This window comes from Mesorhizobium sp. C372A, from assembly GCF_030323245.1.
Classification (GTDB): Bacteria; Pseudomonadota; Alphaproteobacteria; order Rhizobiales; family Rhizobiaceae; genus Mesorhizobium.
This window is the reverse complement of record NZ_CP100475.1, coordinates 1786574-1807092: the sequence shown is the minus strand read 5'-3', so window position 1 is coordinate 1807092 and position 20519 is coordinate 1786574. Positions and strand designations below refer to the sequence as shown.

Here is a 20519-nt window from a genome sequence, read left to right as displayed (position 1 = left end):
GTCAGAGCCGCTTCAGGTCGGAGACGGTGAGGTCGCTCTTGGCGTTGCCGGTGTTGAGCGTCGTTGCCGGCTCGAACATCAGCACCACCGGCTCGGCGGTCAGCGACCGCGGCCGGTGCTCGACGCCCTTCGGCACGACAATGAAATCGCCCTCGCCGAGCTCGACCGGGCCGTCGCGAAAATCGATGGCGATCTTGCCCCGCAGCACGAGAAAAGCCTCGTCCTCATGCTCGTGCGCATGCCAGTCGAAGGTCTCGCCGAACTTGGCGACCTTGGCCTGGCTGTCATTGACGTCGCCGGCAATATGCGGATCGAAGACCTTGGTGATCGTTCGATCCGCCGCCTCGACCAGGTTTATCTTGCGCGGAGGCATTCGCCTTCAGCCCTTCACCGCCGCCACGATCTTCTTGGCTGCGTCGTCGAGATCGTCGGCCGACACGACGTTGAGGCCGCTGTCGTTGATGATCTTCTTGCCGAGCTCGGCATTGGTGCCTTCAAGACGCACCACCAGCGGCACTTCCAGGCCGACTTCCTTGACTGCGGCAATGACGCCCTCGGCGATGATGTCGCACTTCATGATGCCGCCGAAGATGTTGATCAGTATGCCTTTGACGGCCGGATCCTTGGTGATGATCTTGAACGCCGCCGTCACCTTCTCCTTCGACGCGCCGCCGCCGACATCGAGGAAGTTGGCGGGCTCGGCGCCGTAGAGCTTGATGATGTCCATAGTCGCCATGGCGAGGCCGGCGCCATTGACCATGCAGCCGATATTGCCGTCGAGCGCGACATAGGCGAGGTCGTATTTCGACGCCTCGATCTCCTTCTCGTCCTCTTCGGTGGTGTCGCGCAATTCCATCAGTTCGGGGTGGCGAAACAGCGCGTTGTTGTCGAACGACACCTTGGCGTCCAGCACGCGCAGGCGGCCGTTTTTCATCACGATCAGCGGGTTGACCTCGAGCAGGCTCATGTCCTTCTCGACAAAGGCCTTGTAGAGGATCGGGAACAGCGTGCCGGCATCCTTGGCGGCATCGCCGTTTAGTCCCAGCGCTTCCACCAATATGTCGACGTCGATGGTCGTCACGCCGGCCAGCGGATCGATGGCGCGGGTGATGATCTTGTCCGGTGTGTCGTGGGCGACGCCTTCAATGTCCATGCCGCCCTCGGTCGAGACGACGAAAGCGATGCGGCCGACCGAGCGGTCGACCAGGATCGACAGATAAAGCTCGCGCTCGATGTCGGCGCCGTCCTCGATATAAAGACGGTTGACCTGCTTGCCGGCGGGGCCGGTCTGCTTGGTCACCAGCGTGTGGCCGAGCATCTCATTGGCGTTGGCAACGACTTCGGCAACCGACTTAGCCAGCCGCACGCCGCCCTTTGCGTCGGGCGACAGTTCCTTGAACTTCCCCTTGCCGCGGCCACCGGCGTGGATCTGGCTCTTCACCACATAGAGCGGGCCGGGCAGCGCTTGTGCCGCGGCTTCCGCCTCGCTTGCCTTGAACACCGGCACGCCTTCGGCCACCGGCGCACCAAACGACTTCAGCAGCGCCTTGCCTTGATATTCATGGATGTTCATCTGGATGGTCTCCGGATCGGCTGCTTTGGGGGATTACTTCGAGGCGAGGTGCGGGGCGATCTTGACGCAAGCCTCGGTCAGGCCCTGCACTGTCGCCACCGAAGCGTCGAACATCTTCTGCTCGGCCTTGTTGAGGTCGATCTCGATGATGCGCTCGACGCCGCCGGCGCCGATGACAACGGGAACGCCGACATAGGTGCCCTTGACGCCATACTGGCCCGAGAGATGCGCAGCACAAGGCAGCACGCGCTTCTTGTCCTTGAGATAGGATTCGGCCATCGAAATTGCGGAAGCCGCCGGCGCGTAGAAGGCCGAGCCGGTCTTCAAGAGGCCAACGATCTCGGCGCCGCCGTCACGGGTGCGCTGGACGATCTGGTCGAGCTTTTCCTTCGAGGTCCAGCCCATCTTGATGAGGTCCGGCAGCGGAATGCCCGACACCGTGGAATAGCGGATCATCGGCACCATGGAATCGCCATGGCCACCGAGCACGAAGGCGGTGACGTCCTCGACCGAGACCTTGAACTCCTCGGCGAGGAAATAGCGGAAGCGCGCGCTGTCGAGCACGCCGGCCATGCCGACGACATGGGTCTTGGGCAGGCCCGAAAACTTCTGCAGCGCCCAGACCATGGCGTCGAGCGGGTTGGTGATGCAGATGACGAAGGCCTTGGGCGCGTATTTCTTCAGCCCGGCGCCGACCTGTTCCATGACCTTGAGGTTGATGCCGAGCAGATCGTCGCGGCTCATACCCGGCTTGCGCGGCACGCCGGCAGTGACGATGCAGACATCGGCGCCCTCGATCCCGGCATAATCATTGACCCCGGTCAGCCGGGAGTCAAAACCATCGACCGGCGAAGACTGCGCGATATCGAGCCCCTTGCCTTGCGGGATGCCCTCGGCAATATCGAACAGCACCACGTCGCCGAGGTCCTTGAGGCCGATCATGTGAGCGAGCGTGCCGCCGATCATGCCGGAGCCGATGAGCGCTATCTTGTTGCGTGCCATGTGAGGAAATTTTCCCTTTGTCTGTGACGACGCCCAAATCTCTGGCGATCTGGTTGACGGCGTCGAGGAAGAGGCCGGAATGCTGTGGTGTCAGCGGATTTCGCCGCATCCAGTAGCCCTGGTGGAAAATATATTCAATCGATTATTTTCGAGTGAATAATTTCAATCGGTTAGAAACATTGGGATTTACGTAAACGTCAAAATTTGTAAGCCGACTTGAGAGATTTTACACAATGAACGTGGAAATCAGAAGACTATATCCAGGCGATGACGCCCTTGTGAAGCGCATCGCCGAAGACGTGTTCGATGAACCGGTACGGGCTGACAGACTGTCCGCCTACCTCGCCTCCTCAGGTCATATGATGATTGTGGCACTGGCCGATGGCGTCGTCGTCGGCCAGTGTGCTGCCGTCATCCACCGCCACCTGGACAAGGTCAGCGAACTCTACATCGACGAGGTCGGCGTCTCACCCGCCTACCAGCGCCATGGCATCGCGCGAAAGATGCTCGACGCCATGTTCGCGCTCGGCCGCGAGCAGGGATGCGGCGAAGCCTGGGTCGGCACCGAACCGGACAATGTGCCAGCGCGCGCGCTTTATGAATCGCGCAAGGAGGTGCATGGGCCGGCGGAGTCGTTTGTGATGTATGTGTACGAGCTTTAGGCGTCGGCGGGACAGCGCCCCCCCTCTGCCTTGCCAGGCATCTCCCCCACGAGGGGGGAGATCGGACGTCACGCGACCTTTCGCCAATCTCCAATGGCCGCATGAATGAGCGGAGCGCCGAAACCGCCAATCTCCCCCCGTGTGGGGGAGATGTCCGGCAGGACAGAGGGGGGCGCGAAGGATCACTACATAATGACCTCTTGGAACCCTCAGACCTGCGCTTCCGCGTTGTCCTTCTGCCGTTCCGCCCAGTCCTCCAGCCAGTCGCGGCTTTGCATCTCGATCAGCCGCGAGGCGGTGCGTTCGAATTCGAACACCTCGACGCCGCGCCTGGCCGTGTAAAGCTCAGGCGGGGGAGCCTCAGCGCTCACCACCAGCCGCGTGTGATGATCGTAGAGCGTGTCGATCAACAGGATGAAGCGCTTGGCCTCGTTGCGCTTGCCTTCGCCCAGCACCGGCACGTGATCGATGAAGACGGTCGAGAAGCGGCCGGCAATGGCCAGGAAATCGCGTGCGCCGAGCGGCTTTTCGCAGAGGTCGGCGAAGGAAAACCGCGCTGCATCCCCGGCGGCAGCCGGTATCCTCACTTGCCGCCCCTTGAGCGTCAGCGAGGTCTCGGCCGTCAGCGCTCCACGCGTCATCGCCTGCCAGGCCTCGTCGAGCACACGGTCGGCTTCGGCATCCGCCGGGGTGACATAAACCGGCGTGCGGGCGAGCTTTTCCAGCCTGTAGTCCTTGTCGGCATCGAGCGTCAGCACATGGGCGTGGCGCTCGAGAATGCTGATGAAGGGCAGGAAAAGCTGGCGGTTCAGCCCGTCGCGATAAAGGTCCTGCGGCGCGACATTCGAGGTGGCGACCAGAACCACGCCATTGGCGAACAGCGCCGAAAACAGCCGCGACAGGACCATCGCATCGGCAATGTCGGTGACCGAAAACTCATCGAAGCACAGCACCCAGGCCTGTTCGGCAAGCTGAAGCGCGACCGGCGGGATCGGGTCGTCCTCCTTGACGTCGCCGTTCTTGCGCGCCTGCCGGTGCTTCTGGATGCGGTCCTGCACATCGGCCATGAAGTCGTTGAAATGAACGCGGCGCTTGCGCCTGACCGGCAACAACTCGAAGAACATATCCATCAGCATGGTCTTGCCGCGACCGACGCCGCCATGAATGTAGAGGCCCTTGACGACCTCGCGCGTCTCGCGCTTGCGGGCAAACAGCCAGCCGAGCGCGCTCGACTTGTGCGCCAGCCGCTTGACCGAGATCTCGTCGGTCAGCCGGTCGAGCGCGGCGGCAATGCGCTCCTGCGCCGCATCGCGCTCGATGGCGCCGGTTGCGACCAGATGGTCGTAGCGCTGCCTGACGGTCGCATGGGTCTGGAGGCCGTCACGCAGATGCATCGGTCACGTCGCTGTCTAGGGATAGGCAGCCTATCTTGTAAGCGATATCGGCAAGCCGTTGGTAGTCTGGCCGTCGAATTTCGAACCGCCCGAGGAATAGAGCCGCGCCAGCGTGCCGCCATTCTCGTCATAGAGCGTCAGCTGCTTGCCGGCGACGTTCCACGATTTGATGCCGTCGATGGGCGGCGGGCAATGCAGCGGCCCGGCGCGGAAGCCGGCGCCGAATTTGGTCTGCGGCGTCGCCACCTTGCAGCTCTGTCCGGACACGCTGGCGTTCCAAACGCCGGCAACGCTCGCAGCGGTAAGGTCGGAGGCTCCGGCCGGCGCCGATCCGTCCGGCGGCAGCGAGGCGACCTGCGCGCCTGCCGGCGCGGTCGGGAATTGCGATGGGTCGGTGGTGCCCGGCGCTGCCGGAGGCGGCAGTTGGCTTCCGCTCACCGTGCCGGCGGGCGCGGGCTGCAGCGGGGCGGGCTGCTGGTCATCCATCGATGAAAAACGCGAGGTCGAACAGCCGCTCGCAACGAGCGCTGCCAGCGATACGGCCATCAGCCCGCTTCTCGAAAAAATCATTCCAACCTCCGTCGGATCCGGCTGGGGGGAAGCCGTCCGCACAATCTCACCCCTCACCAAGATGGAGAAGGTGGCGAAATTTCAACCCGATATGGTTAAAATAGGGTTTGCACCACGAATTGTTGTAAATTTGTCGCAAAATGGCTGGCGGACAAAAGGCATGTCTTCGCTCTAGCGCGGTTCCAACCGGTACATTGGTTGCGAAAGCGGCACCGGAGCCCGCAGCAGGTCGGCGCATCGGCGGTCGAGCGCAACTGCCGGCGCAAAACTGACTGAAGCGCTTGAGGCGCAAGGCCTGGCGCGTGAGCGGTTTCGCGCCTTCCGTCCGGGCGAGCTTTGGGACGTTCCCGAGATCGAGCGCGGCTGAAGTCTGCATTTGGCCGTTTACGGCACTGCCGTTTTAGCCGATGTTCTATCGCAAAAGGGGGAACAGATGAAATCAATCTTGGCAGTTTTGATCGCGCTGGTAATTTCGACGCCGGCCGCTTTCGCGGGCGAAATCTCCGATCGCGCCGCTGAAGCCGAAAAGGCACTGCAGGCGGGTGATGGCGCCGGCGCGCTGGACAAATTCCGCAGCGCCGAGGACGCTCTGTGGCAAGCGATGCCGCTTGGCGTGCAAAATGTGAAGCATATCCTGTCGGCCAGCGGGTTCGGCGCCTACGCCGAGCGCCCGAACCATGTCTACAAGCCGGGCGAAGAGATTGTGCTTTATATGGAGCCGGTCGGTTACGGCTACGGCTCGGATGGGCTCGGCAACAACCAGATCGCGCTTTACGTTGACCTTACCGTGCTTTCCCAGTCGGGCGAGAAGCTGGGCAGCGTCGAAAAGCTTGGTCGGGTCCAGCTCGCCTCGCGCTCGCATAACCGAGAGATGTTCTTCAAATTAAACGTCTCCCTGGATGGCGTTCCCCCCGGCAAATACCGCGCGGATTTCCTCATGCACGACGAGAACTCGCCAAAGACGGCGCCTTTCACGACCGACTTCGAGATTGCCGAATAGCGCGCCCAGTCGGAAAGAGCCTCGCGGCAACGGAACCAGAGCGCCGCAGATGCGTTCTTAAGCCGGCTGCAGGCCAGTCAATTGCGAGGCATTGTCCATGATCAAATGGATCATCATTCTTCTGATCGTTGCTGCCGCCGCCAGCCTGCTCGGCATGCCGGCGCTGGCCGGTGCCGCCGCCACCGGCGCGCGCCTGCTGATCGGCATCGTTCTCGTCATCTTCCTGCTGATCGTACTCGGCGTTTTCGCGGTAACCTAGACGCAGCCCACACTGGTAATTCCCGCCCGTTTCCGCCATATAGCGGCGAAACGTACAGGAATTACCTCAGATCATGGCAGGCACTGCCTCCTTCGCCAAGATGAACGGCATCGGCAACGAAATCATCGTCGCCGACATGCGTGGCCGTGCCGATAGGGTCACGGCGGCGTCGGCTGTCGCGCTGAACGCCGATGCGGCGACCAGGTTCGACCAGATCATGGCGATCCACGATTCGCGCACGCCGGGCACCGCCTTTTACATCGACATCTTGAATTCCGACGGCTCGGGCGCGCAGGCCTGCGGCAACGGCATGCGCTGTGTCGTCCAGGCGCTGGCCGCCGAAACCGGCCAGAAGACTTTCACCTTCGAGACCCGCGCCGGCATCCTCAACGCCGTCGAACATGCCGACGGCACCATCTCGGTCGACATGGGCACGCCGCGCTTCGGCTGGCAGGATATCCCGCTGGCTGAGGAATTCCGCGACACCCGCATGATCGAGTTGCAGATCGGCCCCATCGACGCGCCGGTGCTCCATTCGCCTTCGGCTCTCTCGATGGGCAACCCGCACGCCATCTTCTGGGTCGAAAACGATGTCTGGTCCTACGAACTCGAGCGTTTCGGCCCGCTGCTCGAAAACCATCCGATCTTCCCCGAGCGCGCCAACATCACTATCGCCCAGGTAACGTCGCCGGAGACGATGATCATCCGCACCTGGGAGCGCGGCGCCGGCCTGACCAAGGCCTGCGGCTCGGCCGCTTGCGCTTCCGTCGTCGCCGCTGCCCGCACCCGGCGCACCGGCCGCAGCGTTACGCTGATGACGCCCGGCGGCGGCTCGCTGCATGTGGAATGGCGCGACGACGACCACGTCATCCTGACCGGTGCCGCTGAATGGGAATTTTCCGGCAGTTTCGATCCGTCGACCGGCACCTGGGCCCGCGACACCGAAAGCGCGGCCTGATGTCTGCACTTGCCGATACCAAGGGCCTCAACTCCCAAGGCATAGACGTCGTCACCTTCGGCTGCCGTCTCAACACCTATGAATCCGAGGTGATGCGGCGCGAGGCCGAAAGTGCCGGCCTCGGCGCGCTCAAAGGCGGGGCTATCATCTTCAACACCTGCGCCGTCACTTCGGAAGCGGTGCGCCAGGCCAGGCAGTCGATCCGCAAAGCCCGCCGCGAAAACCCGGCGGCGCGCATCATCGTCACCGGCTGCGCCGCGCAGACCGAACCGCAGAATTTTGCCGCCATGCACGAGGTCGACCTCGTGCTCGGCAATGAGGAGAAGCTGAAGGCGAACTCCTATCGCGCGCTGCCGGATTTCGGCGTCAACGACACCGAAAAGGCGCGCGTCAACGACATCTTCTCGGTGCGCGAGACCGCCGGCCACATGGTCGACGCCATTGAGGGCCGGGCGCGTGCTTTCGTCCAGGTGCAGAATGGCTGCGACCATCGCTGCACCTTCTGCATCATCCCCTATGGCCGCGGCAACTCACGCTCGGTGCCGATGGGCGCCGTGGTCGAGCAGGTCAAGCGTCTGGCCGGCAACGGCTATGCCGAGATCGTGCTGACCGGCGTCGACATGACCAGCTTCGGCGCCGACCTGCCGGGCGCGCCGAAGCTGGGAAAGCTGGTGAAGACCATCCTGAAGCAGGTGCCTGATGTGAAGCGGCTGCGGCTGTCCTCAATCGATTCGATCGAGGCGGATGATGATCTGCTCGACGCCATCGCCACCGAACCCAGGCTGATGCCGCATCTGCATCTGTCGCTGCAGTCGGGCGACGACATGATCTTGAAGCGCATGAAGCGCAGGCATTTGCGTGACCAGTCGATCCGCTTCTGCGAGGATGTGCGCAAGCTGCGCCCCGAAATCGTCTTCGGCGCCGACATCATCGCCGGCTTCCCGACCGAGACCGAGGAAATGTTTCAGAATTCGATAAAGATCGTCGAGGAATGTGGGCTGACGCACCTGCATGTCTTCCCGTTTTCGCCGCGCGAAGGCACGCCCGCCGCGCGCATGCCGCAGGTCCGCCGCGAATTGGTCAAGCAGCGCGCGGCCCAGCTGCGCGCCGCTGGTGAGGCTGCGTATCGCCGCCATCTGTCGTCCCTCCCGGGAACGCGCCAAACGATCCTTATCGAGCGCGACGGCCTCGGCCGCACCGAAGGGTTCACGCTTGCCGCGCTCGGCACAGGCGCGCCGGGCGAGATCGTCGAGGCAGACATCACCGGCCATGATGGGGCGCGCCTGATAGCCTCGCCCCTCACTGCCTGCGCCGCCTGAGACGATTGAAGCATGGCCGGTTTTTTCAAGAACATATTTTCGTTCGGCAAGAAGGAAGTCGTCGAGGAGCGCATCGACGAAACCGCTCCCCTGCCGCCGATCAAATGGGATGCGCTTGAGGCGCTGAAGCCGGCGGCCGAGCAGGTCGTTCCGGAGTTCTTGAAGCGCGAGGAGCCCGAGCCGCCGACGCCCCACCCTCCCCTCGATGGGGAGGGTCGCCACGAAGTGGCGGGGAGGGGTGAGAGCGCCGACGCCGGCGCCACTCACCCCCACCCCCAAGCTTCGCTTGGGACCTCCCCCGTCGAGGGGGAGGTAAAGCCTGCGCCGCAGTCGGCGCCAGAAGAACCGAAGCCCGAACCCGCGCCGACCATCCCGCCCGCGCCGGAACCGGTCGTCCCATCCGAGCCGGAACCGTTGCCGGAGCCCGCGCCGGTAGAAGAACCGCAGCCTGAGCCGGAGATACCCGAGCCGCCTGCACCGGAAGAAGTTCCTGCGCCAGCCGTTCCGGAGCCGGCTCCCGAGCCGCAGCCCCAAGAAGTGCCGCCGGCGCCGGCCGAGCCGGAGATCGAACCATCGCGTCCGGAACCGCAGCTGGAGCCCGCTCCCGTCGAAGTGCCGACGCCTGCCGAGACTCCAGCAGAACCGGCCGCCCCGATCGAAGTGCCGCAACCGTCCGCGCCTCCCGCACAGCCTACCTCAGAGGTCAGCGCCGCCCCTCATCCGCCTGCCGGCACCTTCTCCCCGTATAGCCACGGGGAGAAGGACGAGGCGCCCCACCCTCCCCTCGGTGGGGAGGGTCGACGCGAAGCGGCGGGGTGGGGTGACAGCGCTGACGCCAGCGCAAATCACCCCCACCCCCAGGCTTCGCTTGGGACCTCCCCCATCGAGGGGGAGGTAAAGCGCACTCCGGTCGAAGCCACACCCGCGCCGGTCGAAGTCCGGGCTGTCACGGCGGGGGTTGCGCCCATGCCTGAACCGGGTTTTCCGCCGACACCACAGCCCACACCGTCAGTCGGCAAAGTCACCGTAACCAAAAAGGTCGAGCAGAAAGCCGAGCCGCAAAAGGCGCCCGAACCGGCGCCGCGACGCTCCTGGTTCCAGCGCATGCGCGACGGGCTTGCCCGCTCCTCGAAAGAACTCACCGGCAACATCGCCGGCGTCTTCACCAAGCGCAAGCTCGACGAGGAGACGCTGCAGGATCTGGAGGACGTGCTGATCCGTGCCGATCTGGGCATGGAAACAGCCTTGCGCGTCACCGATGCCCTCGCTGCCAGCCGCTACGGCAAGGATGTCTCCGACGCGGATGTCCGCACCATCATGGCGGCCGAGGTGGAGAAGGTGCTGGCCCATGTCGCCATGCCGCTGGAGCTCGACCTCTCGCACAAGCCGCATGTCATTCTGGTGGTCGGCGTCAACGGCACCGGCAAGACCACGACCATCGGCAAGCTCGCCGCCAAACTGACCGATGGTGGCCTGTCGGTGATGCTGGCCGCCGGCGATACCTTTCGCGCTGCAGCCATCGAGCAGCTGAAGATCTGGGGCGAGAGGACGAAGTCGCCGGTCATCGCCTCGAAGATAGGCGCGGATGCCGCCGGCCTCGCCTACGACGCTTTCGAACGCGCCAAGGAGGCCGGCTCCGACGTGCTGATCATCGACACCGCCGGCCGGCTGCAAAACAAGACCGAACTGATGGCGGAGCTGGAAAAGATCGTGCGCGTGCTGGGCAAGCTCGATCCGGAAGCGCCGCATACCGTGCTGCAGACGGTCGACGCCACCACCGGCCAGAATGCGCTCAATCAGGTCGAGATCTTCCGCAATGTCGCCGGCGTCAACGGCCTGGTGATGACCAAGCTGGACGGCACGGCGCGCGGCGGTATTCTGGTCGCGATCGCGGCAAAGCACAAACTGCCGGTCTACTTCATCGGCGTCGGCGAACAGGTCGACGATCTCGAACCATTCTCGGCCAGCGAATTCGCCAGGGCGATCGCGGGCGTAGCGTAAAAAGCACGATCCCGAAGAGCTGCAGGCTTTTTTGGACAAGATCATGCGTCAGAAGGAAGTCATGAACCCTCCCATCCTCGAACGCGACCCGTCCGACCCGCGAAAGAAGAAAGAAAGCGTCAATCCGCTGCTCAAGCTGGTGCTGGAACTCGGGCCGCTGATGGTGTTCTTCTTCGCCAATGCACGCGGCGCCTGGCTGGTGCAGAAATTTCCTGTCCTGGCCGAATTCGGCGGGCCGATCTTCGTCGCCACCGGCCTGTTCATGGCGGCGACGGCGATCGCGCTGATCGCCTCCTGGCTGCTGCTGCGCACCTTGCCGATCATGCCGATGGTCTCGGGCGTCGTCGTCTTCATCTTCGGCGCGCTGACGCTCTATCTGCAGGACGACGTGTTCATCAAGATGAAGCCGACCATCGTCAACACCCTGTTCGGCGGCGTGCTGCTCGGCGGTCTGTATTTCGGCCGATCGCTGCTCGGCTATGTCTTCGATTCGGCCTTTCGCCTCGATGCCGAAGGCTGGCGCAAGCTGACTTTCCGCTGGGGCCTGTTCTTCCTGTTCCTGGCTCTTGCCAATGAAGTGGTGTGGCGGAATTTTTCCACCGACTTCTGGGTTACCTTCAAGGTCTGGGGCATCATGCCGATCACCCTGTTGTTCACCTTCAGCCAGATGCCGCTGATCCTGCACCATTCGATCGAGGATAAGACCGAGAAGGTGGAAGAAGCCGGCAAGTAGAGCAATTCCAGGAAAAGTGTGAAGCGGTTTTCCGTCCGGAATTGCGTCCGAATAAACGGAGACGGCCATGGAATTCGTTACCACGCGCGATGAACTGAGGGCGATCTACAAAACGCCGCGGCCGACCGACGCATCGATGCGCAAGGAGCTCAAGGCGCTTGACGGCCACTGCCGCTCCTTCATCGGCAAGAGCCCTTTCGTGCTGATCGGTTCTTCCGACGGCGCCGGCAATGCCGACGTGACGCCGAAAGGCGACAGACCGGGCTTTGCCCTTGTCCTCGACGACAGGACCATCGCCATTCCCGACCGGCCCGGCAACAACCGGCTGGACACGCTGGAAAACATCCTGCTCAACCCTTCGGTCGGGCTGCTTTTTCTCATCCCCGGCATGAACGAGACGCTGCGCATCAATGGCGACGCCCGCATAACCGTCGATGCCGGTTTGCGCGAGCGCCTCACCGTCGACGGCAAGCAACCGCAAAGCGTCGTCGTGGTGAGCGTCAAGGCCGCTTACATGCACTGCGCCAAGGCCTTCATGCGCTCCGAATTGTGGAAGCCGGACAGCTGGCACGACCGCGCGACGTTGCCGACGCTCGGTCAGATCCTGTCCGATCAGATGGCGCATGCCGAAACTGCCGACGATTTCGACCGCTCGCTGGACGAAGCCTACAGCAAGACCCTGTGGTAGATTTCGGGTACGATTCGCCATTGCGGTCCTTTGCCGGTTTTCGCTAGCCCTGTTTGCCCTTGATCGAACTCCTCGCCATCTCCGGCAGCCTGCGCGCCGCCTCGACCAATTCGGCGCTGCTGGCGGCGCTGTCCGCGAACGCGCCTTCGGATTGCCGCGTAACTGTCTATGACGGGCTCGGCCTGCTGCCGATCTTCAACCCGGATGACGAAGGCGAGCGCACACCGGCTGAGGCCATGCGGCTGATCGAGGCCGTCACCAGCGCCGACGGCATCATCCTCTCCTGCCCCGAATATGCCCATGGCGTGCCCGGCGGCATGAAAAACGCGCTCGACTGGCTGGTCTCGCGCGACGCCGCAGTCGCCAAGCCCGCCATGCTGGCCCACGCCTCCGCGCGCTCGCTCTACGCCCGCGCCGCGCTGGCCGAGATCATGCGCACCATGTCGTTCGCGCTTTGTGAGAATGCGGTTCTGGAGATTGCCTTGCTCGGCAAGAAACCGCCGGAGATAGAAGCGATCCTAGGAGAGGACGAGAACCTGCGGGCCATGCGCGAAGCGGTGCAGGTTTTCGCGAGTTTTATACGCGCAAACGTTGCCTCGTCATCCTAGGGCGGAGCAAGGAGCGAAGCGACGCGGCGCAGACCCTAGGATGACGAACGAAAGGGTGCGGCGCACCCCAACGTGCCGCAGTGCTACCCCTTCCGCAACGTCTCGACATCGGTCACACCGACATACCAGTCGCGCGCGTTGACCTCTTCGAACACCACCCAGACGTCGTCATTGCTAAGCCCGGTGGCGTCCATGATGGCCGCCGTGACCTTTTTGGCAATGTCGGCCTTCTTGCCAGCGGGATCAGCGGCGATCACTTCCTTGACGATGCGGATGTTGACGAATGGCATGATGTCCTCCCTTGAATTGTGTCTGATACCGCCGCGCCGCGGCTCCGAAATCCGCTCCGGCGAACCGCTTGGCGGTGGTTCCGGCGGCCGCAGCGCAACAGGCGCCGCCGGCAGGCGCAGAAACGCCATCAAGGCCGCCAGAGAAGCGTTTGCAGCAGCCTCAATACGTCTTCGCCCCGTTCACCATCAGCCGCACCATGTAGAGCGACGTGGTGCCGGCGATGTAGAGGCAGTTCAGCTTGTTGCCGCCGAACACGCAATTGGCGGTCACTTCCGGCACCTTGACCTTGCCGATCAGCGTGCCGTCGGGATCGTAGCAATGGATGCCGTCGGCGGCACTGGTCCAGATGCGGCCGGCCTCGTCGAGCCGGAAGCCGTCGAATAGGCCGGCCGTGCAGTCAGCGAACACCTTCCCGCCCGAGACCTTCTTGCCGTGCTTGCCGACGTTGAAGACCCGCATATGCGCGGGGTTCTGCGCGCCATGGGTGCGGCCGGTGTCGACGACATAGAGCTGGCTTTCATCCAGTGAAAAGGCAAGCCCGTTCGGCCGGACCATGTCGGTGATGACGGCCTCGACCTCGCCCGTATCCGGATCGACCCGGTAGACATTGCAAGCGCCGATCTCGCTTTCGGCCTTGTCGCCCTCATAGTCGGTGTCGATGCCGTAGCTCGGATCGGTGAACCAGATCGAGCCGTCGGATTTCACGACCGCGTCATTGGGCGAATTCAGCCGCTTGCCTTTCCATTCGGCCGCGATGGTGGTGACGGAACCGTCATGCTCGGTGCGGCTGACGCGGCGGCCGGAATGCTCGCACGTCACCAGTCGGCCCTGGCGGTCGACGGTGTTGCCGTTGGAATTGCCGGAGGGCTGACGGAAGACGCTGACATTGCCGTCGGTCTCGTCATAGCGCAGCATGCGGTTGTTGGGGATGTCGGACCAGACGACATAGCGGCCGGCGGCGAACCAGGCCGGCCCTTCCGCCCACTGACATCCGGTAAACAGCTTTTCCACCTGGGCGTTGCCGTTGAACAGCCGCGCGAAACGTGGATCGAGAATTTCGTAATAGTCTGCGGTCGCCATGCATTTCCTCCGGGCATCACGTGACCCGCGGATCAAGCCAGCCTGCGGGCGCGATGGCAAGGTGGCGCAGGCGCAATTGTAAGACAAAAGGTGCCCGGCCGGCATGGCCCGCCAGCCTGCCCGGCCGTTTATGGTGCTGTTAGCGCTGTATTAACCTGCTATGCGCCCTGCGCAATGGTGCATTGCAACATCTTCTTTTTGCATCGCACCATTCCTATGTCATGTTGCGAACGACCAAGGGAGGAACAAATTCACCGCTGATATGCGGTACGAAAGGACCCTTGCTATGGCTTTTGACAACCTCTTCTCCCGCGCGCGCACCTCGATGGCCAAGCGCCGCCACTACAACCGCCTCGTCGCGGAAATCGAAAACCTGACGAGCCGCGATCTGGCCGACCTGCGCGCCGACCGCTCGGAAATGCTCTACCAGGTCCACAGGCAGATCTACGGCTGAGCATTTCAGACGTCAGCAGGGCACCGCCCCTCACCCGGATTGCCAAACCGAATTGCATTAGCAATTCGGGCAATCCGACCTCTCCCCTCGGGGAGAGGAGCTAGCCTGTAACGATGCTTCCCTCTTCTCCCTCACGGGGAGGAGGGGGCGCGTAGCGGCCCGATGAGGGGGCATGGCGCCAACGTCAGCCCGGTGCCGCGAGCGCCTTTTCAATCTGCGGCAACAGAACATCCCTCGCCGACTCCCCTGTCAGCGGCCCGACATGCTTGTAGGCAATCTTGCCGTCCTTGCCGATGACGAAGGTTTCCGGCACGCCGTAGACGCCCCAGTCGATGGCCGTGCGGCCGGCCTCGTCGACACCTATCGCCTGGAACGGATTGCCGAGATCACCAAGGAACCGGCGCGCGTTTTGCGCTTGGTCCTTGTAGTTTAGCGCGGCCATGACGAAGCGCTTGTCCTGCGACAGCGCCAGGAGCACCGGATGCTCTTCCCGGCACGGCGCGCACCACGATGCAAAGACGTTGACCAGCGTTACCTTGCCGGCGAAGGCTTTTGAATCCAGCCCGGGCAGGTTTGATCCTTCCAGCGCCGGCAGGTTGGTCTGCGGCGCCGGCAGGCCGATCAGCGCCGACGGCACTGCCGCCTCGTCGCGTCCCGACAAAAGCTGCGACAGGAACAATCCGGCGAGGCCGAGAAAAACCAGCAGCGGCAACAGCACGATCAGGCGGCGGCGCGGCGACGCCGGCGTTTCGCTTTCCGTGCTCATGGCTTGCTGGCCCCAGTGCTGGCCCCAGTACCGGCTTTGTCCGAGCGACGCCGCACGCCGGCCGCTTCGAGTTCCGCCAGTTCGCGCTTGCGGGTCCGCTGGTCGAGCAGGATCCAGCCGATCAGCCCGGCCAGCACGATCGCCGTGATGCCATAGGCGACCGCGACATAGAGTGCGTGTGCACTCATGCGCTTCGCGCCCCTTCCACCGTCGCTTCGTCGTGCTCGATCATGGCCTTCCCATGGCTTTGCGGCTTTCTTAGCTTTGCGGCTGGGGCTTCGCAATTGATCCGTCGCGCCGCAGCGGTCATATCAGTCCGTTCCATGCCGCAGCGCCAGTGCTGCCGCCACCGGACCCAGCACGGCAAGAAACAGCGTCAGCGCGGCAAGAATGAGGAAGGGCTGCAGGAACGGATCAGGGTCGGCCACCGCGCCGTAGCTCGCCGACACTCCGAAGATCAGCACCGGGATGGTCAGCGGCAACACCAGCACCGAGATCAGCAGCCCGCCGCGCGGCAGCGCCACCGCCACCGCCGCCCCGACCGCGCCGATGAAAGTGATGGCCGGCGTGCCGACCAGCAGCGTGAGCGCGGTGGCGCCGATGCTGAGCGGCTCCATGTTCATGAACAGGCCGAGCAGAGGTGCCGCAACCACCAGCGGCAGAACGCTGCCCATCCAGTGCGCCAGGCACTTCACCAGCACCGTCAGCGCCAGCATGTGGCGGTCATTGCCCAGCACCAGAAGATCGAGCGAACCGTCTTCGCGATCGGCCTGAAACAACCGGTCGAGGCCGAGCAGGCAGGCGAGCAGAGCGCCGATCCAAAGGATCGCCGGACCGATGCGGGCGAGCAGCTTCAGGTCCGGTCCGACACCGAAGGGGATGGTGGCGATGACGGCGAGGAAGAAGATGACGCCGGTGAGCGCTCCGCCGCCGGCGCGGACGGGGAGGCGGATGTCGCGCAGGAAGAGGGCTAGCATTGCCAAGCCGCGCCTGCGGTTTGATCGCCATCTTGCCGAAGGTGGCGTTCCTTCACACCCCCCTCTGTCCTCCCGGACATCTCCCCCGCAAGGGGGGAGATTGGCAGTTCCACTGCTGACGCCTCTTTTTCAATGCCGGTGATTGGCGAAAGCCGGCATGACATCTGATCTCCCCCCCTGCGGGGGAGATGCCCGGCAGGGCAGAGGGGGGTGGGCGGGAATGCCGACATCACCCTGTTGCTCCCATCCTCAATGCCTGTGCTCCATCCAATCCCAGTGGCAAATGCGTCGCCGCGACAATGATTCCACCTTCTGCGCAATGCCTCGTCATCAGCCCCGCAAACCGCGCCTCCGAGGCCTTATCCAGCCCAGCCGTCGGCTCATCCAGCAGCCACAGCGGCTTATGACTGACCAGCAATTTCGCAATCGCCGCCCGCCGCCTTTGCCCGGTCGACAGATATCCGAAAGGCAGATGGCCGATGCCGCCGAGACCAACCGTCTCCAGCGCCTCTCCGACACCCAACTGCCCATCGCCGTTGAAATCGCGCCAGAAGCGCAGATTCTCCGCCACGCTGAGCGCCGTCTTCATTGCATTGAGGTGGCCGAGATAGTGGACCGCCGAAGCGATCGTCGGAAACCTTTCGCCGCCCTCGATGCGCACATCGCCTTGCGCCTTCGGTAGCAGCCCGGCGATGACCCTGAGCAGCGTCGATTTGCCCGAGCCGTTCGGCCCGGTGACGACCAGCACCTGGCCCTTGTCGAGCGCAAAACCGATGCCGGAAAAGACCGTCTCGCCGCCGCGTTCGCCGCCCAGATTTTCGGCAATCAGCCGCATGCCTGCCCGTCCCGAAAACTTTACCGCGCGATAGCTGCCGCATCGCACAAATTTGCTCCGCAACTGTCTAGAACTATTCCAGAAAATTCTCTATATGCGGGACATCCGTGCCAGCGGTCGGCACGGGAACAGAATTTGCGCCGAACCAGCGCACGCGCCGCCTTGAACGGCTCGGGTTGGCTGGGAACGGACAGCGGAAATGGCCGTACCCGCACCTTTGCGCGTGATTGCATGCCCATCGGCGTCCGTTCCCTTTCAGGCTGAACAGACAAGGACGGACCGCACGTGTCAAAATCCCTCGACAGTTTCAATTGCCGCCGCACCCTCACCGTGGGTGGCGCGGACTATGTCTATTACAATCTGGTCGAGGCCGAGAAGAACGGCCTCACCGGCATTGCCCAGCTGCCTTATTCGATGAAGGTGCTGCTGGAAAACCTTTTGCGCAATGAAGACGGCCGCTCCGTCACCAAGGACTCTATCCAGGCTGTGGCCGGCTGGCTGACGGACAAGGGCACCGCTGGCGTCGAGATCGCCTATCGCCCGGCGCGTGTCCTGATGCAGGATTTCACCGGCGTCCCGGCGGTGGTCGACCTTGCCGCCATGCGCGACGGCCTCAAGGCGCTCGGCGGGGATCCGCAGAAGATCAATCCGCTGGTGCCGGTCGACCTCGTCATCGACCACTCCGTCATCGTCGACGAATTCGGCACGCCACTGGCCTTTGCCAGGAATGTCGAGCTCGAATATGAGCGCAACGAAGAGCGCTATAAATTCCTGAAATGGGGCCAGCAGGCGTTCCACAATTTTCGCGTCGTGCCGCCCGGCACCGGCATCTGCCATCAGGTCAACCTCGAATATCTCGGTCAGGTCGTCTGGACCAACACGGAAGACGGCGAAACCACCGCTTATCCCGACACCTGCGTCGGCACCGATTCGCACACCACCATGATCAACGGCCTTGGCGTGCTCGGCTGGGGCGTCGGCGGCATCGAGGCCGAGGCGGCGATGCTCGGCCAGCCGGTTTCCATGCTGTTGCCCGAAGTCATCGGCTTCCGCCTCACCGGCAAACTCAGGGAAGGCATCACCGCCACTGACCTGGTGCTGACCGTCACCCAGATGCTGCGCAAGAAGGGCGTCGTCGGCAAGTTCGTCGAGTTCTTCGGCCCGGGCCTGTCCAACATGACGCTGGCCGACCGCGCCACCATCGGCAACATGGCGCCCGAATATGGCGCCACCTGCGGCTTCTTCCCGGTCGATGGCGAGACCATCCGCTACCTCACAATGTCGGGCCGCGAGGAAAGCCGCATCGCCCTGGTCGAAGCCTATTCCAAGGCGCAAGGCATGTGGCGTGACGCCGGCTCGGCCGACCCTGTCTTCACCGACCTGCTCGAACTCGAGCTCGACAGCGTCGTGCCGTCGATGGCAGGTCCCAAGCGTCCCGAAGGCCGCGTTCCGCTCGAAGGCATTCCGGCCGGCTTCGCCAAGGCGATGGAGACCGAGTACAAGAAGGCTGCCGAAATCCACAAGCGCTATGCCGTCGGAGGCACCGACCATGATCTCGGCCATGGCGATGTCGTGATTGCCGCCATCACGTCCTGCACCAACACCTCCAACCCGAGCGTGCTGATCGGCGCCGGCCTCTTGGCGCGCAACGCCAACCGGCTCGGCCTCAAGCAGAAGCCGTGGGTGAAGACCTCGCTGGCGCCGGGCAGCCAGGTGGTCGCCGAATATCTGGAAAAGTCCGGCCTGCAGAAGGAGCTCGACCAGATCGGCTTCAACCTGGTTGGTTTCGGCTGCACCACCTGCATCGGCAATTCCGGCCCGCTGCCGGCGCCGATCTCCAAGACCATCAACGATAAGGGCCTGATCGCCGCCGCAGTGCTCTCCGGCAACCGCAACTTCGAAGGCCGTGTTTCACCTGACGTGCAGGCGAACTATCTGGCGTCGCCGCCGCTGGTGGTAGCCCATGCTTTGGCCGGCACCGTCACCAAGGACCTGACCACCGAGCCACTCGGCGAAGGCCGCGACGGCAAGCCGGTCTATCTCAGGGATATCTGGCCGAGTTCGGCCGAGATCCAGGAGTTCATCGAGAAGAACGTCACACGTGAGCTATTCGCCCGCAAATATGCCGACGTCTTCAAGGGCGACGAATACTGGCAGAACGTCAAGGCGCCGGAAGGCCAGACCTATGCCTGGGACGACAACTCGACCTATGTGCAGAACCCGCCCTATTTCGCCGGCATGACCTCCGGTTTCGGCAAGATCGGCGACATCAAGGGCGCGCGCGTGCTCGGCCTGTTCGGCGACAAGATCACCACCGATCACATCTCACCGGCGGGTTCGATCAAGGCCGCTTCCCCGGCCGGCAAATACCTCACCGACCATGGCGTCGGCGTTGCCGACTTCAACCAGTACGGCACAAGGCGCGGCAACCATGAGGTGATGATGCGCGGCACCTTCGCCAACATCCGCATCCGCAACCACATGCTGGGCGAGAACGGCCGCGAGGGCGGCTACACCATCCACTACCCGTCGAAGGAAGAGGAATCGATCTACGACGCGGCGATGAGATACAAAAAGGAAGGCGTGCCGCTGGTCATCTTCGCCGGCGTCGAATACGGCAACGGCTCCTCGCGCGACTGGGCAGCTAAAGGAACGAATCTCCTCGGTGTCCGTGCCGTCATCGCCCAGTCCTTCGAGCGCATCCATCGCTCCAACCTAGTCGGCATGGGCGTCATCCCCTTCGTCTTCGAGGAAGGCACCTCATGGGCCTCGCTCAACCTCAAGGGTGACGAGCTGGTCGAGATCGACGGCATAAGCACCATCAAGCCACGCCAGACGATGATCGCCAAGGTGACCTATGGCGACGGCACCGTGAAGAACGTGCCGATCATCTGCCGCATCGATACGCTGGACGAACTCGACTACTTCAAGAATGGCGGCATTTTGCAATACGTGCTGCGCGATCTGGCCGCGTAGCGGCCAGGGCTTAGGCAGTAGGGATTGGGCGGTAGCGGGGAACGACATCCCCTACTCCCTACTCCCTACTCCCTACTCCCTACTCCCTACTCCCTACTCCCTACTCCCTACTCCCAGTCTTTCCAAAGCATTGCCCGACCCGATCGAAGCCCCGCCCTGTACGACAGGAGTAAAAACCGGCTGGGCTCAGCAAGATCTGCCCCACGCTCCTGATGCCATGCTCCCGATCGAACCGGGCGGTGAAGTGCTCCCCCTGTGATGCCATACCCATGGTTGCGGCAGCAAAAATTTCACCGCAACGTGACTTCCCGTTGACTGTCGCTTCTGCCACAAATCTGGGCAACCAGAACAAGGCCGGCGTCACCGGCGGGAA

22 protein-coding genes are annotated in these 20519 nt (G+C 63.3%); 11 read left to right on the top strand and 11 right to left on the bottom strand.

The window, feature by feature from the left end; all coding sequences use genetic code 11:
* Position 1: 1 nt before the first annotated feature.
* From NLY42_RS08470 to mdh, 3 genes are read right to left on the bottom strand one after another with little or no spacing between them, the layout of a single operon-like run.
* Entirely contained in the window at positions 2-373 is a 372-nt protein-coding gene (locus tag NLY42_RS08470) for a cupin domain-containing protein (protein ID WP_023706740.1), read from the bottom strand.
* Positions 374-379: 6 nt separating this feature from the next.
* A complete protein-coding gene (gene sucC / locus NLY42_RS08465) occupies positions 380-1573 on the bottom strand; it encodes an ADP-forming succinate--CoA ligase subunit beta (protein WP_023699240.1) in 1194 nt (397 codons plus the stop codon).
* A 33-nt stretch (positions 1574-1606) separates the two neighbouring features.
* On the bottom strand, positions 1607-2575 hold the full coding sequence (mdh, locus tag NLY42_RS08460) for a malate dehydrogenase (RefSeq protein WP_023670541.1): 969 nt from the start codon (positions 2573-2575) through the stop codon (positions 1607-1609).
* Positions 2576-2808: 233 nt separating this feature from the next.
* On the opposite strand from mdh, the gene NLY42_RS08455 reads away from it, so the two are divergent.
* Positions 2809-3237, top strand: coding sequence for a GNAT family N-acetyltransferase (locus NLY42_RS08455; protein ID WP_023687691.1), 429 nt, complete (start codon positions 2809-2811; stop codon positions 3235-3237).
* 209 nt (positions 3238-3446) lie between these two features.
* Here NLY42_RS08455 and zapE read toward each other — a convergent pair whose 3' ends face one another.
* Together zapE and NLY42_RS08445 are read right to left on the bottom strand one after the other, a co-directional pair.
* On the bottom strand, positions 3447-4631 hold the full coding sequence (zapE, locus tag NLY42_RS08450; protein ID WP_023732883.1) for a cell division protein ZapE: 1185 nt from the start codon (positions 4629-4631) through the stop codon (positions 3447-3449).
* A 30-nt stretch (positions 4632-4661) separates the two neighbouring features.
* On the bottom strand, positions 4662-5201 hold the full coding sequence (locus tag NLY42_RS08445; RefSeq protein WP_023687689.1) for a protease inhibitor Inh/omp19 family protein: 540 nt from the start codon (positions 5199-5201) through the stop codon (positions 4662-4664).
* A gap of 433 nt (positions 5202-5634) precedes the next feature.
* Between NLY42_RS08445 and NLY42_RS08440 the strand changes: the two genes are divergently transcribed.
* The 8 genes from NLY42_RS08440 (at position 5635) to NLY42_RS08405 (ending at position 12767) form a co-directional block, all read left to right on the top strand.
* Entirely contained in the window at positions 5635-6201 is a 567-nt protein-coding gene (locus tag NLY42_RS08440; protein ID WP_023726038.1) for a hypothetical protein, read from the top strand.
* A gap of 97 nt (positions 6202-6298) precedes the next feature.
* On the top strand, positions 6299-6460 hold the full coding sequence (locus tag NLY42_RS08435) for a DUF1328 family protein (protein WP_023671746.1): 162 nt from the start codon (positions 6299-6301) through the stop codon (positions 6458-6460).
* 73 nt (positions 6461-6533) lie between these two features.
* Positions 6534-7418: a diaminopimelate epimerase gene (dapF, locus tag NLY42_RS08430; protein WP_023730257.1), complete on the top strand. Its 885-nt coding sequence runs from the start codon at positions 6534-6536 to the stop codon at positions 7416-7418.
* Positions 7418-8737, top strand: coding sequence for a tRNA (N(6)-L-threonylcarbamoyladenosine(37)-C(2))-methylthiotransferase MtaB (mtaB, locus tag NLY42_RS08425; RefSeq protein WP_023755641.1), 1320 nt, complete (start codon positions 7418-7420; stop codon positions 8735-8737). The genes dapF and mtaB overlap by 1 nt, the downstream gene beginning before the upstream one ends.
* A gap of 12 nt (positions 8738-8749) precedes the next feature.
* The gene (ftsY, locus tag NLY42_RS08420; RefSeq protein ID WP_031244826.1) at positions 8750-10738 is read left to right on the top strand and encodes a signal recognition particle-docking protein FtsY; all 1989 of its coding nucleotides are present in this window, start codon (positions 8750-8752) and stop codon (positions 10736-10738) included.
* Positions 10739-10799: 61 nt separating this feature from the next.
* Positions 10800-11471, top strand: a complete 672-nt coding sequence (locus NLY42_RS08415) for a septation protein A (RefSeq protein WP_023715760.1) — start codon at positions 10800-10802, stop codon at positions 11469-11471.
* A 67-nt stretch (positions 11472-11538) separates the two neighbouring features.
* Positions 11539-12159, top strand: coding sequence for a pyridoxamine 5'-phosphate oxidase family protein (locus NLY42_RS08410; RefSeq protein ID WP_023671741.1), 621 nt, complete (start codon positions 11539-11541; stop codon positions 12157-12159).
* Positions 12160-12218: 59 nt separating this feature from the next.
* The gene (locus NLY42_RS08405) at positions 12219-12767 is read left to right on the top strand and encodes an NADPH-dependent FMN reductase (protein WP_023687681.1); all 549 of its coding nucleotides are present in this window, start codon (positions 12219-12221) and stop codon (positions 12765-12767) included.
* Positions 12768-12850: 83 nt separating this feature from the next.
* Here NLY42_RS08405 and NLY42_RS31795 read toward each other — a convergent pair whose 3' ends face one another.
* Positions 12851-13057 carry a tautomerase family protein gene (locus NLY42_RS31795; RefSeq protein WP_023683852.1) on the bottom strand — a complete coding sequence of 69 codons (207 nt, stop codon included), beginning with the start codon at positions 13055-13057 and terminating at the stop codon, positions 12851-12853.
* Positions 13058-13217: 160 nt separating this feature from the next.
* Positions 13218-14138: an SMP-30/gluconolactonase/LRE family protein gene (locus NLY42_RS08395; RefSeq protein WP_023671738.1), complete on the bottom strand. Its 921-nt coding sequence runs from the start codon at positions 14136-14138 to the stop codon at positions 13218-13220.
* A 286-nt stretch (positions 14139-14424) separates the two neighbouring features.
* Here NLY42_RS08395 and NLY42_RS08390 point away from each other — a divergent pair, with 286 nt between their 5' ends.
* Positions 14425-14592 (top strand): hypothetical protein, encoded by a 168-nt coding sequence (locus NLY42_RS08390; RefSeq protein ID WP_023671737.1) that lies wholly within the window; start codon positions 14425-14427, stop codon positions 14590-14592.
* A gap of 184 nt (positions 14593-14776) precedes the next feature.
* Here the strand turns inward: NLY42_RS08390 and NLY42_RS08385 are convergent, their stop codons facing one another.
* From NLY42_RS08385 to ccmA, 4 genes are all read right to left on the bottom strand, one after another.
* The gene (locus NLY42_RS08385) at positions 14777-15358 is read right to left on the bottom strand and encodes a DsbE family thiol:disulfide interchange protein (RefSeq protein ID WP_023726030.1); all 582 of its coding nucleotides are present in this window, start codon (positions 15356-15358) and stop codon (positions 14777-14779) included.
* Positions 15355-15546 carry a heme exporter protein CcmD gene (gene ccmD / locus NLY42_RS08380; protein WP_023755643.1) on the bottom strand — a complete coding sequence of 64 codons (192 nt, stop codon included), beginning with the start codon at positions 15544-15546 and terminating at the stop codon, positions 15355-15357. The genes NLY42_RS08385 and ccmD overlap by 4 nt, the downstream gene beginning before the upstream one ends.
* A 123-nt stretch (positions 15547-15669) precedes the next feature.
* Entirely contained in the window at positions 15670-16335 is a 666-nt protein-coding gene (gene ccmB, locus NLY42_RS08375) for a heme exporter protein CcmB (RefSeq protein WP_023755644.1), read from the bottom strand.
* Positions 16336-16564: 229 nt separating this feature from the next.
* Positions 16565-17170, bottom strand: a complete 606-nt coding sequence (gene ccmA, locus NLY42_RS08370) for a heme ABC exporter ATP-binding protein CcmA (RefSeq protein ID WP_023755645.1) — start codon at positions 17168-17170, stop codon at positions 16565-16567.
* Positions 17171-17455: 285 nt separating this feature from the next.
* On the opposite strand from ccmA, the gene acnA reads away from it, so the two are divergent.
* The gene (acnA, locus tag NLY42_RS08365) at positions 17456-20146 is read left to right on the top strand and encodes an aconitate hydratase AcnA (protein WP_023756502.1); all 2691 of its coding nucleotides are present in this window, start codon (positions 17456-17458) and stop codon (positions 20144-20146) included.
* The last annotated feature ends 373 nt before the right edge of the window (positions 20147-20519 follow it).

What these genes read in the sequence shown, in the direction of transcription:
- NLY42_RS08435 (WP_023671746.1), top strand. Translation starts at nt 6,299, where the DNA reads ATGATCAAATGGATCATCATTCTTCTGATCGTTGCTGCCGCCGCCAGC.
- NLY42_RS08455 (WP_023687691.1), top strand. Translation starts at nt 2,809, where the DNA reads ATGAACGTGGAAATCAGAAGACTATATCCAGGCGATGACGCCCTTGTG.
- ftsY (WP_031244826.1), top strand. Translation starts at nt 8,750, where the DNA reads ATGGCCGGTTTTTTCAAGAACATATTTTCGTTCGGCAAGAAGGAAGTC.
- NLY42_RS08410 (WP_023671741.1), top strand. Translation starts at nt 11,539, where the DNA reads ATGGAATTCGTTACCACGCGCGATGAACTGAGGGCGATCTACAAAACG.
- sucC (WP_023699240.1), bottom strand. Translation starts at nt 1,573, where the DNA reads ATGAACATCCATGAATATCAAGGCAAGGCGCTGCTGAAGTCGTTTGGT.
- NLY42_RS31795 (WP_023683852.1), bottom strand. Translation starts at nt 13,057, where the DNA reads ATGCCATTCGTCAACATCCGCATCGTCAAGGAAGTGATCGCCGCTGAT.
- dapF (WP_023730257.1), top strand. Translation starts at nt 6,534, where the DNA reads ATGGCAGGCACTGCCTCCTTCGCCAAGATGAACGGCATCGGCAACGAA.
- zapE (WP_023732883.1), bottom strand. Translation starts at nt 4,631, where the DNA reads ATGCATCTGCGTGACGGCCTCCAGACCCATGCGACCGTCAGGCAGCGC.
- NLY42_RS08390 (WP_023671737.1), top strand. Translation starts at nt 14,425, where the DNA reads ATGGCTTTTGACAACCTCTTCTCCCGCGCGCGCACCTCGATGGCCAAG.
- NLY42_RS08415 (WP_023715760.1), top strand. Translation starts at nt 10,800, where the DNA reads ATGAACCCTCCCATCCTCGAACGCGACCCGTCCGACCCGCGAAAGAAG.
- mdh (WP_023670541.1), bottom strand. Translation starts at nt 2,575, where the DNA reads ATGGCACGCAACAAGATAGCGCTCATCGGCTCCGGCATGATCGGCGGC.
- ccmB (WP_023755644.1), bottom strand. Translation starts at nt 16,335, where the DNA reads ATGCTAGCCCTCTTCCTGCGCGACATCCGCCTCCCCGTCCGCGCCGGC.
- mtaB (WP_023755641.1), top strand. Translation starts at nt 7,418, where the DNA reads ATGTCTGCACTTGCCGATACCAAGGGCCTCAACTCCCAAGGCATAGAC.
- NLY42_RS08440 (WP_023726038.1), top strand. Translation starts at nt 5,635, where the DNA reads ATGAAATCAATCTTGGCAGTTTTGATCGCGCTGGTAATTTCGACGCCG.
- NLY42_RS08445 (WP_023687689.1), bottom strand. Translation starts at nt 5,201, where the DNA reads ATGATTTTTTCGAGAAGCGGGCTGATGGCCGTATCGCTGGCAGCGCTC.
- ccmD (WP_023755643.1), bottom strand. Translation starts at nt 15,546, where the DNA reads ATGAGTGCACACGCACTCTATGTCGCGGTCGCCTATGGCATCACGGCG.
- NLY42_RS08385 (WP_023726030.1), bottom strand. Translation starts at nt 15,358, where the DNA reads ATGAGCACGGAAAGCGAAACGCCGGCGTCGCCGCGCCGCCGCCTGATC.
- ccmA (WP_023755645.1), bottom strand. Translation starts at nt 17,170, where the DNA reads ATGCGGCTGATTGCCGAAAATCTGGGCGGCGAACGCGGCGGCGAGACG.
- NLY42_RS08470 (WP_023706740.1), bottom strand. Translation starts at nt 373, where the DNA reads ATGCCTCCGCGCAAGATAAACCTGGTCGAGGCGGCGGATCGAACGATC.
- NLY42_RS08395 (WP_023671738.1), bottom strand. Translation starts at nt 14,138, where the DNA reads ATGGCGACCGCAGACTATTACGAAATTCTCGATCCACGTTTCGCGCGG.